The 15479-nt window shown below is 67.6% G+C and carries 12 protein-coding genes; 4 read left to right on the plus strand and 8 right to left on the minus strand.

The genetic code is table 11. The features are described from left to right. Positions 1 to 44: 44 nt before the first annotated feature. Positions 45 to 902 carry a non-homologous end joining protein Ku gene (gene ku / locus AC07NN_RS06280; RefSeq protein WP_494638606.1) on the plus strand — a complete coding sequence of 286 codons (858 nt, stop codon included), beginning with the start codon at positions 45 to 47 and terminating at the stop codon, positions 900 to 902. On the opposite strand, the gene AC07NN_RS06285 is transcribed toward ku, so the two are convergent. The 7 genes from AC07NN_RS06285 to AC07NN_RS06315 form a co-directional block, all read right to left on the minus strand. Further along, a complete protein-coding gene (locus AC07NN_RS06285) occupies positions 899 to 1324 on the minus strand; it encodes a nuclear transport factor 2 family protein (RefSeq protein WP_494638607.1) in 426 nt (141 codons plus the stop codon). The genes ku and AC07NN_RS06285 overlap by 4 nt on opposite strands. 103 nt (positions 1325 to 1427) lie before the next feature. Beyond that, a complete protein-coding gene (gene ligD / locus AC07NN_RS06290) occupies positions 1428 to 4067 on the minus strand; it encodes a DNA ligase D (protein WP_494638609.1) in 2640 nt (879 codons plus the stop codon). 6 nt (positions 4068 to 4073) lie between these two features. After that, positions 4074 to 4355, minus strand: coding sequence for a hypothetical protein (locus AC07NN_RS06295; protein ID WP_494638611.1), 282 nt, complete (start codon positions 4353 to 4355; stop codon positions 4074 to 4076). 54 nt (positions 4356 to 4409) lie between these two features. Then, complete coding sequence (locus tag AC07NN_RS06300; protein ID WP_494638613.1) at positions 4410 to 5306, minus strand: LysR family transcriptional regulator; 897 nt, start codon at positions 5304 to 5306, stop codon at positions 4410 to 4412. 13 nt (positions 5307 to 5319) lie between these two features. Continuing rightward, positions 5320 to 7134, minus strand: a complete 1815-nt coding sequence (locus tag AC07NN_RS06305; protein ID WP_494640022.1) for a CocE/NonD family hydrolase — start codon at positions 7132 to 7134, stop codon at positions 5320 to 5322. A gap of 137 nt (positions 7135 to 7271) precedes the next feature. After that, entirely contained in the window at positions 7272 to 10178 is a 2907-nt protein-coding gene (locus tag AC07NN_RS06310) for a TonB-dependent receptor (protein WP_494638615.1), read from the minus strand. A gap of 204 nt (positions 10179 to 10382) precedes the next feature. Further along, positions 10383 to 11975, minus strand: a complete 1593-nt coding sequence (locus AC07NN_RS06315; protein ID WP_494638617.1) for an AbgT family transporter — start codon at positions 11973 to 11975, stop codon at positions 10383 to 10385. A 140-nt stretch (positions 11976 to 12115) separates the two neighbouring features. On the opposite strand from AC07NN_RS06315, the gene AC07NN_RS06320 reads away from it, so the two are divergent. From AC07NN_RS06320 to dusA, 3 genes are all read left to right on the plus strand, one after another. Further along, on the plus strand, positions 12116 to 13234 hold the full coding sequence (locus tag AC07NN_RS06320; RefSeq protein ID WP_494638620.1) for a CapA family protein: 1119 nt from the start codon (positions 12116 to 12118) through the stop codon (positions 13232 to 13234). After that, positions 13231 to 13671, plus strand: coding sequence for a DUF2322 family protein (locus tag AC07NN_RS06325; RefSeq protein ID WP_494638622.1), 441 nt, complete (start codon positions 13231 to 13233; stop codon positions 13669 to 13671). Before AC07NN_RS06320 ends, AC07NN_RS06325 begins: the two co-directional genes overlap by 4 nt. A 225-nt stretch (positions 13672 to 13896) precedes the next feature. After that, entirely contained in the window at positions 13897 to 14901 is a 1005-nt protein-coding gene (gene dusA, locus AC07NN_RS06330) for a tRNA dihydrouridine(20/20a) synthase DusA (RefSeq protein WP_494638624.1), read from the plus strand. Positions 14902 to 14904: 3 nt separating this feature from the next. Here dusA and AC07NN_RS06335 read toward each other — a convergent pair whose 3' ends face one another. Continuing rightward, entirely contained in the window at positions 14905 to 15411 is a 507-nt protein-coding gene (locus AC07NN_RS06335) for a TIGR02281 family clan AA aspartic protease (RefSeq protein ID WP_494638627.1), read from the minus strand. Positions 15412 to 15479: the final 68 nt, after the last annotated feature.

The following is a 15479-nucleotide window of genomic DNA, read 5'->3' on the forward strand; positions in this document are numbered from 1 at the left end:
GCCTTGCCGCCTGTCGTTGACTCGGCTCGAACGGAGAAACGCCCATGGCCGCCGGCCGACCCACCTGGCAGGGCCACCTGCGCCTGTCGCTCGTGACCTGTCCCGTCGCGATGTACACCGCCACGGATTCGCGCGGCGACGTGCACTTCAACATGCTGCACAAGAAGACCCACAACCGGATCCGGATGATCCCGACGGATCCCGATCTCGGCCCCATCGAGCGCGCCGACATCGTCAAGGGCTACGAGTACGAGAAGGGCGAGTACATCGTCGTCACCCAGGACGAGATCGACAGCGTCCGCCTGGAAAGCACCCGCACGATCGACATCGAGCGCTTCGTGCCCGCCAGCGACATCGACCGGCTCTATTGGGACAATCCCTACTTCCTGGTCCCCGACGGCAAGCTGGCCGCCGAGGCCTATGGCGTGATCCGCGAGGCCATGACCAAGGAAGGGCAGGTGGCGCTCGGCCGCGTGGTCATGCACCAGCGCGAGCGCCTGCTGGCGATCGAACCGCGCGAGAACGGCATGGTCGCCTGGTCCCTGCGCAACCGCCGCGAGGTCCGCGACGCGGCGACCTATTTCGACGCCATCCCCGACAAGAAGCCCGACGCGGCGATGATCCAGATCGCCCAGAAGATCATCGAGCAGAAGGAAGGGCCGTTCGATCCCGAGCAGTTCAACGACCGCTACGAGGACGCGCTGCGCGCGCTGATCAAGGAGAAGCAGAAGGGCAAGGGCCGGAAGGTCTCCGCGCCGGAGGAGCCCGAGGACACCAACGTGGTGGACCTGATGGCGGCGTTGCGGAATAGCCTGGGCAAGGCGCCGGCGAAGACCGCTGCCAAGAAGGCCGCGCCAGCGAAGACCACGCACAAGGCTCCGGCGCGGAAGAAGGCCAGCTAGGCTGGATTGCCCAGTAGTTCCTTCAGGCGCGGCCCGGCCTTGGCGGCCATCGCTTCGCCCACGGCCACGGCGGCGTTGGCCGGGCGGATCATCACTTCGAATTCCCGGATCTTGCCGGCGTCGTCGAAGGAGATGATGTCGATGCCCTTGAGCTTCTTGTCGCCGACGCGGGCGCTGAACTCCAGCACCACGGCCTTGTGGCCCTCGGACCAGAATTCCCGGTGATAGGCGAAGTCCTCGAAGATGGTGTTGACGGTGGCGATGATATGCACCAGCGGCTCCACGCCCGGGTACGGCGTGAAGAAGGCCGGCGAGCGGAACACCACGGATTCGGCCGCGATGGACCGCAGACGGTCGAACTCGCGCTTCTCCAGCAGGTCGTGCCAAGTCTCGAGCGCTTGCAGCGCCTGCTCGCGGGCCATGCCGCTCTCCCTATCGCTTGTCTTTGAGCCCGGCGTTCGAACGCGCCGGATGGCGACACTGTAAAATCGGCGAGGCCACCGTCAACGCTACGGGCTGCGCTCCCTAACTCTTCCCCAGCTTTCTGATCGCTGGCGCCAGGTCCCGTTCGCCATCCGCATAGGCGTCCCAGGCGTCGAGATCCTTCACCAGCTTCGGCCCCATCCGAAGGTTGAACCGCGACGGATCCAGCCCCTTGCGCACCTGGGTCCATGCGACCGGCCACGACACCGGAGCGCCTGGGCGCGCGCGCGGCGACAGCGGCGCCACCGCCGTGCTCATGCGGTCGTTGCGCAGGTAATCCAGGAAGATCCGCCCGCCGCGATTCTTCTTGGCCATGCTGATCAGGTACTGGTCGGGACTGTCGGTCGCCATGCGGGCGCAGACCTCGCGGGCGAAGGCCTTGGCGGCCGGCCAGTCGACCTTGTTCCCCTTGAGCGGCGTGACCACGTGCAGGCCCTTGCCGCCGGTCGTCTTGCAGAACGGCACGAGGCCCAGGGCCTCCAGGCGATCACGGATCTCCCGCGCGCCCTCGACCACGACGTCGAATGGCACATCAGGCGCGGGGTCAAGGTCGAAGACCAATCGGCCAGGGACCTCGGGTTTGTTCGATCGGCAGTTCCAGGGATGCAGCTCGGTGGCGCCCCACTGGGCGGCGGCGACCAGGCTCTCGACGGTGTTGAACACCAGATAGGGCTTGCGGTCGCCGCTGACGGTGACGTCGTCGATCAGGGCCGAGACGCCCTTGCCCGAGTGGCGCTGGAAGAAGGTCTCGTGGTCGATGCCGTCCGGCGTACGGATCACCGAGCACGGTCGGCCTTTCACGTGTTCCAGCATCCACGGGCCGACGGCCTCGAAATATTCGGCGAGCTCCAGTTTCGTCCCAGCTCTCCCGTCGCCGCCGTCCGGCCAGAGCGGCTTGTCGGGATTGGAGATCGCAACGCCCAGCACGGTGGCCTTGCCGCCGGCGCGCTTTGTCGGCGCGGCTTTCGGTTCGGCCAGTTCGACCTCCTCGGCCGGCACGGGCGCTTCGGCCTCGACGGCCTTGGCGGGCTTGTCCTCGCGCAGGCCCTTGAAAGAGGCCTGTCGCACCGAGCCATCGCCCGTGAAGCCGGCGAACTCGATTTCGGCGACCAGTTCGGGCTCCACCCAGTGGATGTCAGCGCCGCCGCGTGGGGCGTCCTTGCCGGTGAAGGGCGAGGTCTTGCGCTCCAGACGCTTCAGGGCCGGCAGCAGCTTGGCGACCTTGTCGCGGCCATAGCCCGTGCCGACCCGGCCGACATGGACGAGGTGGCCGTCCTTGTAGATGCCGACGATCAGCGAGCGGAACGCATCGCCCGTCGTGGTCCAGCCGCCGATCACCACCTCGTGGCCCGCCCGACACTTGGCCTTGGTCCAGGTCGCGCCCTTGCCCGAGCGATAGGGCGCGTCGAGCTTCTTGGAGACCACGCCTTCCAGCGACATCCGGCAGGCCGACTGCAGCACCGCCTCGCCACCGCTCTGGAAGTGCTCGACATAGCGGATGCGGTCGACATCAGGCGGCAACAAGGTCCTGAGCCGGTTCTTGCGGTCAGACAGCGGCTGGGCGGTCAGGTCCTGACCATCGGCGTGCAGCAGGTCGAAGGCGAAGAAGATCAGGTCGTCGGTGTTATCCTCGGAGAGCGCCGCCAGCAGTCCCGCGAAACTGGGCGAGCCGGCCTCGTCCAGGGCCACGACCTCGCCGTCGATCAGGGTGTTGGGGAGGCGACCCGCGTCCTTGATCAGGCGCGGGAAGCGGGCGGACCAGTCGAGGCCGGTGCGGGTGCGCAGCGCCGCCTTGCCGTCCTCGACGCGTAACTGCATGCGGTAGCCGTCGAACTTGATCTCGTGGACCCAGTCGGCGCCGCCTGGCGGCCGGTCGACCAGCTTGCACAGCTGGGGCGGCACGAACTTTGGCAGGGCGGCCTTCCTCGCCGGCTTGGCTTTCAAGGCCTTGGGAGCGGCCTTGGCTCCGCTGCCTTTCGGCGCGCCGGTTTCTTCGGCGACCTTCTCGGCGCTGGCCTCGGGCGATTTGGTGCTGCTCCAGACGGCATCGGGCGTTGGACCGGTCTGCGTCATGAACGGCGTTGGCGCTTTGCCCTTGCCGGCCTCGATCTGCTCCATCTTGCGGCCCGAGGCGATCGAGAAGGACGTGTCGTCCAGGAAGTCGAGATCGCCCTCGATGGCGAACTCGTCGCGGTGCTTGATCAGCAGCCAGTTTTCCCGTTTGCCGCCCATCTTGTCGTTGTTGATGCGGACCAGGACCCAGCCGCCCTTCATCCGCTCACCGGCGAAGACCAGCTTGATCTCGCCCTTCTTGAGGCCCTTCTCCAGGTCGAAGCCCGGCTCGGGCGCCCACCAGCCGCGATCCCACAGCATCACCGTGCCGCCGCCATACTGGCCCTTTGGGATCGTGCCCTCGAAGTCGCCATAGGCGAGGGGATGGTCCTCGACATGGACGGCCAGGCGCTTGTCGTGCGGATCGCGCGACGGGCCTTTGGTCACCGCCCACGACAGGAACACGCCCTCGTGCTCCAGCCGCAGGTCGTAGTGCAGGCGCGTAGCGTCGTGTTTCTGGATCACGAACCGCGCGCGCTCGGACGCGGCGACACCGACCTCACCGGAGGGCTCGGCCGTGACCTTGAAGTCCCGCTTGGCCGTGTAGGCCGTGAGCTTCCGAGCGCCCATGACGGTTTATTCGCCGTCGAAGACTTGCGGACGCTCGTCGTCGATGTCGCGGCCCTCGCCGGGATCGGCGTCCTGTTCCAGTTCGACGATCTCCTCGTCGGTGAGGTCCTCGGCGATCAGGGCGTCGTCATCGTCGGCGTCGCCCTCGGCCTGGGTGACGTCCAGGACGTCCGGCAGTTCCTCGAAGGTGCGCAGTTCGCCGTCCTTGCCGACGACGTCCTCGTCCAGCGCCTCGGCGCCATCCTGCTCGTCCCAGCCCTCGTCTCGTCCAGTGTCCACGTCGGTCATTGGGATCTCCTCTCGTCTCCAGAGAGGAATGGCGGTCGCGGGGGAGCGTTCCGCCTAGCCGGGCGGATCGCTGAAATAGCCCCTGGCCTCCTCGAGGAAGGCGGCGGCCAGGCGGTTCATCGGCGCCAGGGCAGAAGTCATGAAGGCGTATTCGTGCAGGATCTGGGGGCGGAACGTCCGGATCGCGATCCCTGGACGGGCGAAGTTGCTCGCCAGCAAGGCGTTGACGATCGCCACGCCGAGGCCGCCCGCAGCGATCGCGCAGGCCGATCCGACCGTGTGGGTCTCGACCCGGACCTCGGGCCGCACGCCGCGTTCGCGGAAGGCGTCGTCGATCTGGCGCCGGGTCCAGGTGCCCGCGCCCAGCAGGACCAGCGGCTCGTTCCGGAGCAGCTCTGGCGTCAGGTATTCATGAGCGGCCAAGGGATGGTTGTCGGGCAGGACGCAGACGGTCTCGCTGGCCGACAGGGTGACAGTCGAAATGTCGCTGCGGTCCAGCGGGAGCTTCACGAAGCCGCAGTCGACCGTGCGGTTGGCCACCATGGCGCGGGCGGTTTCGGTGCTGCGGCTCTCGATGGCGATCCGCACCTTCGGGAAACGGGCCAGGAAGCGCGGAAGGATCGTCGACAGCACGCCTTCCGACAGGCTGGGCGGCGCCACGATCTTCAGAAGGCCGGTGTTGAACTTGGCGATGTCGCGGGCCAGGGCGTCGACGCGTTCGAGCCCCCCGAAGGCCAGGTCGATCTCGTCGAAGATGATCAGCGCCTCGGGCGTGGGGCTGAGGCGGCCGCGTTCGCGGTAGAAGAGCTCGAAGCCGACATCCTGCTCCATCTGGGCGATCAGGCGACTGACGGCCGGCTGGGTCAGGCCCATGCGCCCCGCCGCGGCGGTGGCCGAACCGCTCAGCATGGTCTCCCGAAAGGCTTCCAGGCTTCGCAGGTTCAGCTTCATTCAGGCTCTCGGCTCAGCGCGTCAGGATCGGCAGCAGCAGGCGCGAGGCCCGCGTGGCGTCCATATAGACGCGATTTCGCGCCAGGCGGGGAGTATGGCCGTATCCTTCCGGTTCTCCGGAGTTCGGATTGACGTCGAAATGCGGGAAGTTGCTGGATGCGACGTCCAGCCGGATCCGATGCCCCTTCACGAAGCGATTGGCGGTGGGGAAGGCTTCGATCTCGACGACGTGGACCTCGCCCGGCGTCAGCCAGACCTCGCGATCGAACCCTTCGCGATAGCGGGCGCGCAGGATGCCGTGCGTCAGGTTCATGGCGAAGCCGTCGGGATAGTCCTCGGACGGCGGATGGACATCGATCAGCTTGATGGTGAAGTCGGTATCGACGCAGTCGGAACTGATGAACAGCTGGGCGCGGATCGGCCCGACCACTTCGACATCCTCTTCCAGGGGCGGTGTCTGGAAAACCAAGACGTCGTCACGTTCGCTCAAGGGGCGGTAGGGCGCCTCGCAGCCGAAGATATGCGCGGCTTCCCGCTGGTCGAAGGCCCCTGGCTCCATGACGGGCGCGCCGGAGGCGATGGCGCCGCCGATCGTCGGCACCGGGTTCAGCGGATCGTGGACGTACTCCAGGAAGGCTTCGTCGCCGTTCGGGCGCGAGGGCGCCAGGTCGCCGGCGGACGAAAGGAAGTAGTCGGTGACCTTCGCATCCGCAGGCGGCCAGGTGGTTTCGTCGCGCCAGTGTCCGCCGTGGTCGAGGCGGCCTTCGGGCGTCTTGCGACCGGAGCCGCCGCCCATGACGAAGAGCTTGACCGGAGGCAGCGGGTCGCGACCGCCGTCCGGCTTCAGCCAAGCGTCGAACCAGGCCAGGCGCAGGGCGACGTAGTTGTCGGCCAGGGCGCCGTCCAGCGGGGCTTCGGCGCCGAAGTCGACATCGCCAGCATGGGTCACCGACCTCTGGCCGTGGGTCCAGGGGCCGAGAATGAGCTTCACCGGCGACGTCTTGCGGGATGACAGGCCCAGATAGTTTTCGGTCGCGGTCACCGAATAGGGATCGAACCAACTGCTCACATGCGCCATCGGCACGTCGGCATAGGTATCGTAGGCGCCGCGCGCGTAGATGCCGTTCTGGGTCCAGTAGGGACCGAGCAGGCCGTTGCGCCACTGTTCCAGCAGGTACTTCTCGTATTCCGGCGCGGCGCTGAGCGGCGATCGGCCCTCCGACCAGGGCATGGCCTTGAACCAGGCCTTCAGGTCCTGCGACTTCAGGGCGGCCAGCCGGGCCGGGTCGCGCTGGCTTTCGGGGCTGAGGAGGGCGTGCTTGTAGGCCCAGGTCGCCTGCTTCAACTCGAACGCGCCACCCTGACGGATGCCCGAGTGGTAGGCGCTGGAGAAACCGCCGGAATCCAGGAACATCGCCGCCAGGGCCGGCGGCGCCAGGCAGGCGGCCGCGCTCTGGACGTGCGCGCCGTAGGAGAGGCCAAGCGTGGCGACGCGACCGTCGCACCACGGCTGGGCGGCCAGCCACGCGATGGTGTCGTAGCCGTCGGGGCCTTCGCTGAGATACTTCTCGAACATGCCCTCCGAGCCGTAGCGTCCCCGGCAATCCTGGATCGCCACGACGTAGCCGCCGCGAACGAACTCCACGGCCAATTCGGGCTTGGAACGCGGTGTCGGGTCGGCCCGCGTCCGGTCGCCGTGGTTCGTGCCCAGCTTGTCGTAAGGCGTGCGCTCCAGCAGCACCGGCAGCGGGGTGTCGATCGGGCTGCCGTTCTTGGCCGGGCGATAGATGTCGGTGGCCAGGCGCACGCCGTCGCGCACGGTCACCATGACGTCGCGTGTCACATGGACGTCGTCGGGCGGGTCGAAGGCCGCCGGTTCGTCGCTGATGTCGGGGGAGAAGGCGTCGCTCACGGCCGATCCTCGAAAGATCGGGCGACGACCCGGAGGCCGTCGCCCTCAGGGGCCTAGAACTTGGCCGAAACCCGCACGTAGGCGTAACGGCCGCGCGCGTCGTAGGTGTAGATGTCGTAGTTGATCGGGGCGTTGGCGTAGGAAGTCGGCGGCGCCTTGTCGAAGATGTTGCTGATGCCGACGCTGATCGCCGTGTCGTGCTTGTCGAACTGATAGCCGCCTTCCAGGTCGTTGTAGAAGATGGCCTTGGTCTTGGCGTCCTTGACCGTGTTCACGACGTCGGTGCTCGAGCCAATATAGCGACCGCGCCACAGGGCGTTCCACGAGCCGTTGTTCCAGCTGAACGAGGTCTGGCCCTTCCAGTGGGGATAGGTGGAGCGAGGCTGGTCGCCCTTGCCCGCGCGCTCGTCGACGATGGCCGCGCCGCCGGCCGGGTTCGGGCTCGTGGTCTTGAAGCTCTCCAGGTACGAGGCGTCGATCACCGCGGCGAACTTGCCGATATCGGTGCTGAAGTCGTAGCGCAGGGTGGTGTCCACGCCCGAGGTCTTGATCTCGGCCAGGTTCTGCACGCCCTGCAGCAGGTTGGTGATGGCGCCGGTCGAGGCGTCGCGGGTGACCAGGTCGCAGAACACGCCGCCGCGCTGGGCGCAGAGGCTCAGGATCTGGGTCGCCGACTGGCTGGCGATCGCGTCGTGCACGGTGATCTCGTACCAGTCGACCGTCAGGCTGAGGCCCGGGGCGAAGCGCGGCTTGATGGCGACGCCGGCGCTGTAGGTGTCGGCGGTTTCGGCCTTCAGCTTGGTGTTGCCGGCGATCGTGCCGGGGATCAGGCCGTTGAGGTTGTAGTTGACCTGGTTGTAGCCGGCCGGCACGCCGACGCAGCCGGGCAGGCCCGAATTCACGGCCGCGCCGCCATTGCAGGGGTCCGTACCCTGGAAGCTGGTCTGGCGACCGCCCTGGAACAGCTCCAGGATCGACGGCGCCCGGAAGCCTTGGGCATAGGTGCCGCGCACCAGGATGTCCTCGATCGGACGCCAGCCGACCCCGACCTTCAGCGTGCTGTCGCCGCCGACGGTGTCGTAATCCGAGTAGCGGGCGGCCAGGCTGACATCCAGGCTCTTGGCCAGGGCCACGTCCTTCAGCAGGGGGATGGCGGCCTCGGCATAGACCTCGTTCAGGCTGTACTTGCCGACCGTCGGGCTGCGGGTCTGGGCCGTGGTCGTCGTGTTGCTGGCGAAGGCCGAGCCTGAAGCCGGCGTCGGGATGTTGGTCGGCAGGGCGTTGACGAACGGATCCGGGCGGTCGGACGCCTTGTTCTCGCGGTGCTCGACGCCGGCGGCGATCGATAGCGGGCCAGCGGGCAACTGGAAGAGCTCGCCGGTGATGTTGGCTGAGACGTCGAAGATCTCGGTCTGGTTCGACTCCTGCGCCGTATAGCGGATGTAGTCGGCCTGGGCGGCGGTCATCGGGCCAAACAGGTTGACGGCCACGCAGCCTGAGGTGGTGGCGCAGTTGGCGCCCAGGCCCAGCGCCAGCTTGTCGTAGTTGACGCCGTTGAGCGCCTTGGTGTCGATCTTGTTCTTCGAATAGAGACCGTAGACGTCCCACTTCCATTCGCGACCGAATAGGGTCGTCTCGCCGTCGAACCCGCCGGCGATGCGCCAGGTCTTCACGTCCTGGATGTTGTCGCGGTTGCCGACCTCGGTCATCACCTTGCGGATGCGCCAGGCCGAGTTGGCCGCGAAGGCCAGGGCGTTGGCGGTGGGGACGCCGTTGGCCGTGCCGAACGGGTTGTAGGCCTGGTTGTTGGGAATGGCGAAGCCGCGGATCGTGCCGGCCGAACCACCGACGTCCAGCAGCACGGGCGAGAACAGCTGGTCGGACTTGCGCTCGTTGAACAGGCCTTCGGCCTTGAACCGGACGGTGTCGCTGAGATCGGCCGTCCAGCGCGCATAGACGCCGTAGCGCTCGCTTGGACCCGCCGAATAGATACCCTGGGCCTGGGTGTTGTAGTAGTCCCCGGGCAGGGCAGCGGTGTGATAGGCGTTGTCGGCCAGGGCGCCGGCGCCGATCGTCGAGCCGGGCGTGAAGGCCACCGGGCTGGTCGACGAAGCGAAGCCGGCGGCCGTGCCGAAGTAGGTATTGTTGGCCAGGCCGGGCAGGATGTAGAGGCCGTTCGGGCTGGTGCCCGGCGCGGTCACGGGGACCAGGGTCGTGCGCGTCAGGTCGCGCGACGTGGTCAGGATCGGCTTGTCCTTCACATAGCTCAGCGAGACCAGGATCGCGCTCTTGTCGAAGCGCTTGCCGAAGTTGGCGATGGCCGAATAGGACTGGCCGTCGCCGTGGGTCGTGCCGCCGTACTTGGCGGAGAGTTTCAGGCCGTCGAAGTCGCGGGCGGTCTTGATGTTGACGACGCCAGCGATGGCGTCCGAGCCGTAGATGGCCGAGGCGCCGTCCTTGAGGACCTCGACGCCCTCGATCATGCCCAGCGGCATGGTGTTGAGGTCGACGAAGTCGCGGAAGCCGCGTTGGCCGACGCCGTCGACCCAGCGGTGGCCGTCGACCAGCACCAGCACGCGGTTGCCGCTGCCCTCGGCGCCGCCGAGGTAGCGCAGGTTGATCGAGCTGGCGCCGTACGAGGTGCCCTGGGTGCCGTTGCTGCTGAGGCTGACGCCGGCCGACGGCAACTTCTGCAGCAGTTCGCCGACCGAGCCGGCGCCGGAGTTCTTGAGGTCCTGCTCGGTGATAGTGGTGACGACGCCCACGGCGTCGGCGTCCTTACGCTGGATACGCGAGCCGACGACGATGATCTCCTCGACGGCGTCGGCGGCCTGGGCGGTCGGTGTGGTCTGGGCCAGAGCCGGCGTGGCCAGGGCTCCGGTCAGCAGGGCGGCGTAGGCGGTTCCGGCGCAAAGCGCGCGCAGGTTCAACACGGACATACGATGAAATCCCCTCGTCATGGTTCTGTTCGGCGCGGCTCTGACGGCGCGCTCCCCCTTGGATGTTCGAAGCCTAGGGGCGGGCTCATTTGGCGCGCAACGCTATTGGCCCGGCTGATCACCCCATGCGCTGACAGCATGGCCGTGACGATTTTAGCGCCCGGAATCATGACGCCGCCGCCCACGAGGTGAGCGGCGGCGGGGCTTGGTGCGAAGAGGATGGAGCTAGCGCGCCATCGTGGCGTGGGTGACGGCAGGGGGCTGGTAGGTCCCGGGCGCGCCGGGGCCGACGGGCAGGTGGAATCCCACCCAGGTCAGCACCAGCGCCATGCCGGCGATCGCGAAGCCGATCGTGTAGGGCAGCATCAGCGCGATCATCGAACCCACGCCGAAGCGCGGTCGCCACTTCTGGCTGATGATCAGCACCAGCGGGAAGTTCGAGGCCAGGGGCGTGACGATGTTGAAGATCGAGTCGCCCATCCGGTAGGCGGCGGTGGTCATCTCGGGGGAGATCCCGAGCAGCATCAGCATCGGGACGACGATCGGCGCCATGGCGCTCCACTTGGCCGAGGCCGAGCCGATCAGCAGGTCCAGGAACGACGACATGACCAGGAGCGACAACAGTAGGAGCGGCTTGGGCAGTCCGAGGTTGCGCAAGACTTCGGCGCCTTGCACCGCCATGACGGGTCCCAGTTTCGACCAGGCGAACATCGCCACGAAGTGGGCGGCGAAGAAGGCCAGGACCAGATAGGGGGCCATGCCGCGCATGCCCTCGGACATCATCGCCACGATGTCGCGATGTGACTTCACCGAACCGGTGGCCGACCCGTAGGCCCAGCCGGTGGCTAGGAACAGCAGCATGAAGGCGGCGATCAGCGACTGGTAGAAGGGTGTCATGCGTTGCGGGCCGACGGCCTCGTGGTCGACCAGCGGCGTGAAGCCCGGCCACAGCGTCAGGGCCGCGAACAGGCCGATCACCGCCAGGGCGGCGATCCCGGCCCGGCGCAGGCCGCGCTTCTGGGCCTCGCCGATCCCTTCCATGGCCAGGTCCGGGGCGACGGCGGCGGTGTCCTCGCGGGTCCAGGTTCCCAGGCGCGGCTCGACCACGCGGTCGGTGACCCACCAGGCGATGGGCGTGAACAGGGTCCCGATGGCCAGGGTGAACCACCAGTTGCCCAGCGGGTTCATGACGAAGTTCGGATCGATCAGCTGGGCGGCCGGCGCGGTGATGCCCAGGATCAGCACGTCGAACTGGCCGGGGATCATATTGCCCGCGAACGCGCCCGAGATGCCGGCATAGGCGATGGCGATCCCGGCCAGCGGATGGCGTCCGGCCTCGGCATAGATCAGGGCGGCCATGGGGATCAGCACGACATAAGCAGCATCGGCGGCATGGTGAGACATCACCCCGATCACGAAGATCGCCGGGCTGAGGATCGCCTTGGGCAGCTTGCGGATCGCATCGCCCAGCAGGGCGCCGAACAGTCCCGACCGCTCGGCCACGGCCGCGCCCAGCATGACCACCAGCACCAGCCCCAGGGGTGGGAACTTGGTCATGGTTTCGGGCATGTCGACCAGCAGCTTGGCCAGGTTTTCCTGGGACAGCAGGCTTTCGGTGTGCAGGTGCTTGCCGGTGACCGGGTTGACCGCGCTCCAGCCCAGGCCCGAGGCGATCACCGATCCCAAGATCAACAGCGCGATACAACCGATGAAGATGAACACGGGGTCGGGGAGGGTGTCGCCCACCCGCTCGATCCGGTCCAGCAGCCGACGCCAGCGCTGTTCCCCCGCGCTTCGCGGCTCGATCGTCTCGTTCATGCAGGCCCCCTCTAGCCGTCGGACCGTGACAGTCGCCCTCGGGGTCGACAATGGTATAGCGGCGGAACATCAGGCCATGCGCGGCGGTCATGACATGGCCGGTTTTCGTTGGGTCGGCTTATGGTCTCCGGGCGAACAGGTTGGGGGCGGGAATGGATCGGCGACAGCTATTGATCGCGGGATTGGCGTCGATGGCGACGCCGGCCGCCGCGAAGCCGCGTGGCCTGCGCCTGGCGTTGCTGGGGCAGGCCCTGATCGAGCACGCCCCGCCGGACGCTCAATGGCCGGGACGAGCAGGTCTGGCTCGGGCGCTGGCCGGAGCGGATGTCTGCTTCACGAACCTGGAAACCGTGATCAAGGGGCCGCGCGCGGGCGCGCCGACACGCGAGACCCTGACCCTGCATTCCGCCGAGCCTGCCGTGCTGAGAGCCTTGAAGAGCGTGCGCGTCAACCTGCTGGCGACCTCCAACAACCACGCGTTCGATCTCGGCTCCGGCGGCATCCTCGACACGGTCGAGGCGGTCGAGCGCGCTGGCCTGGTTTCGGCGGGCTCCGGCCGCGATCTCGCCCGCGCCGCCGCGCCCGCCTACCGCGCGTCGGCGGCGGGGAAGGTCGCGCTCGTGGCCTTCGCGACCGGGAAGGTGCGCGAGGGCGGCGCGGCCTCCGCGTCGCGACCTGGCGTGAACGAACTTCGTCGGGACGCTTCGGGGCAAACGCTCGAGGAAGACGCCGCGCGGGTGCTCTCCGCGATCGCCACGGCTCGCCGCCAGGCCGACGCGGTGATCGCCTACCAGCACAATCACGATTGGGAGCCCAACCTCGCCGATGTCCCGGCCTGGCAAAGAGCCTTCGCGCGCCGATGCGTCGCGGCCGGCGCTTCGGTGTTCGTCGGCCATGGCGCGCCGCTACTGCAGGGTGTCGAGATCCACGACGGCGCGCCGCTGTTCTACGGCCTGGGCAATTTCGTCTTCCAGACCGAAAAGCCGCCCGGCGCCTACCCGCCCGAGGCCTGGGAGGGCGTCATCGTCCAAGCTGTGTTCGAGGCCGGTCGTTGCCGATCCTTCGAGCTGACGCCGATCGTTCTGAACGAGACAGGTCTGGGAGGCGCCCAAGACATGGCGACCCGAGGCATGCCCGCCCTGGCGCCGCCCGATCGCGCCCGCGTCATCCTTGATCGCGTGCTTGAGCGCTCCAAGCCGTTCGGCGCGCCGCCATTCCGGTTGGAAGGGCAGGGCGCATTCTGGCGGCCAGGCGCTTGACCATCGAAGGCCGCATGGGCTGGACGCCTGGCCGTTGGCGAGCCTCCGCAGAGGATGCTAAAGGCCCGCGCAACTGGCTCAGGCATTCGAGAAAACTGGCGATGATTCAACCCAGCACGACGTTCAAGGACAACCTTCAGAACCTGCCGGCCGTCGATGGCGTGCAACGCATCGACCTCGTCGACTCTGAAGGTGCGGTGGTCGCCAGCATCGAAAATCAGCCGGGCAAGCAAGGCTCGCTAGCGGTGTATCAGTATCTGAAGCAGAGCTTCGGCGCGCTGGACGCGAAGGCGGCCGAACATGGCTTGGCCGTGTTTGCCGAGCACACCACCGATGCCCGCAATCGCCCGGGCGCGCATCCCAATGTGGACCGCCTGCTGGCGATCGCGGCTGGTGGAGCGCCCTTGAGCATCGAGGTCGTCGCCGACGAACGCTGAGCCTCGGCGCTACTGTCCCAGCCCAAGGTCGGCGATCGATCCGGGGCGTCCGGAGGCCGGGGCGGGCCCGCCCGGCCTCGGCGTATGCGGCGAGAGCCGATTTATGGCATGTTTTTGCGCATGGAAATCGGATAACTCACTGAAATCCCTTCGGTTGACTCCCTGTCGGTCCAATTCTCCAGTGGAGCGATTGGTGTGGAAGTTATTGAATAAAATCGAACGCTTATGACGAAATTTTCCGTAGCCCCCATGATGGACTGGACGGACCGGCACTGCCGGTCGCTGCACCGTGTCCTGTCGACGCAGGCGCTGCTCTATACCGAGATGGTGACGAGCGGCGCTGTGGTGCACGGCGATCGCCAGAAGCTGCTGGGCTTCGACCCTGCTCAGCATCCCGTGGCGCTGCAACTGGGCGGGTCCGATCCGGCCGAGTTGGCGCAGGCCGCCCGGATCGCCGAGGACTGGGGCTATGACGAGGTCAATCTGAACGTCGGCTGCCCGTCCGACCGCGTACAGAGCGGCCGCTTCGGGGCCTGCCTGATGCGCGAGCCCGATCTGGTGGCCGAGTGCATGGCGGCCATGAAGGACGCGGTGAAGATCCCGGCGACCGTGAAGTGCCGGATCGGGGTGGATGACCAGGATCCGGAAGAGGCCCTGTTCACCCTGGTCGACCGTTCCGCGGCGGCGGGGATCGGGGGGTTCGTGGTCCATGCCCGCAAGGCTTGGCTGAAGGGCCTGTCGCCCAAGGAGAACCGGGACATCCCGCCGCTGGACTACGAGCTGGTCTATCGGCTCAAGCGCGAGCGGCCGAACCTGACCATCGCCATCAACGGCGGCGTGCCCGATGTCGATGCGGCGCTCGAGCACCTGGCCCATGGCGTCGACGGGGTGATGCTGGGCCGCGCGGCCTATCACGAGGCCGGTCTGCTGGGCGAGGTCGATCGGCGGGTGTTCGGCCTGGACGTCGCCGACGTCGACAGCTTCGAGGCGGTCGAGCGCTATCGCCCGTATCTGGCGCGCGAGCTTGCGGCGGGCACGCATCTGGCGGCCATGAGCCGGCACATGCTGGGTCTGTTCCACGGCCTGCCGGGCGCGCGAGCGTGGCGGCGCATCCTGACGGTCGAGGGCGTCAAGTCGGGCGCGGGTCTGGATGTGGTGGATCGGGCGCTGGACGCCGTGCGCGCGGCGCTGGCGGCGCGCGAAGAGAAGGCGGTTGCGGCCTCGGCCTGACCGCTACGGGTGCAGGATCAGCGAGTTCGGGGTGGCCTCGAACCGCGACAGGCGGCCCAGATAGCTCATGCCCAGCAGCGAGTTCTCGAGGCCCTTCTCGATGACCAGGGCGTCGACATCGCGCACCTTGGCGCCGGCGATCGAGACGCTGGCCAGGTGCACTGAGGCGGCGCGGGTGCGGCCGTCGGCGGTGATGACGTTGTAGTCGTAGGTCAGCTTGCTGGTGTCGATGCCCAGGCGCTGGGCGTCGGCCATGCTGAGCGAGACGGCGGTGGCGCCGGTGTCGACCAGGAAGCGCACGGCGTGGCCGTCGACGGAGGCCTGAGCCCAGAAGTGCCCGTCGCTGTCCTTGGTGATCTGGGCCGCATTGCCCTCGCCGCCCAAGGTGGCGGAGGCCGCGGTCGGAGCGCGAAGCTCGGGGTGACGCAGGTCGTCCAGCGAGACGACGGCCTTGGCCGCGCCTACCGCCGACAGGGCGCCCACGAAAGCGATCGCCGCGAACCTCAACATCTAGACACCCCGCCATACCGGCTTTTGAGACCGCTTCTGCGGTCGTTGTCTAAATCATTAGCAGGCAG

This window comes from Caulobacter sp. GW821-FHT09H08 (assembly GCF_059415885.1).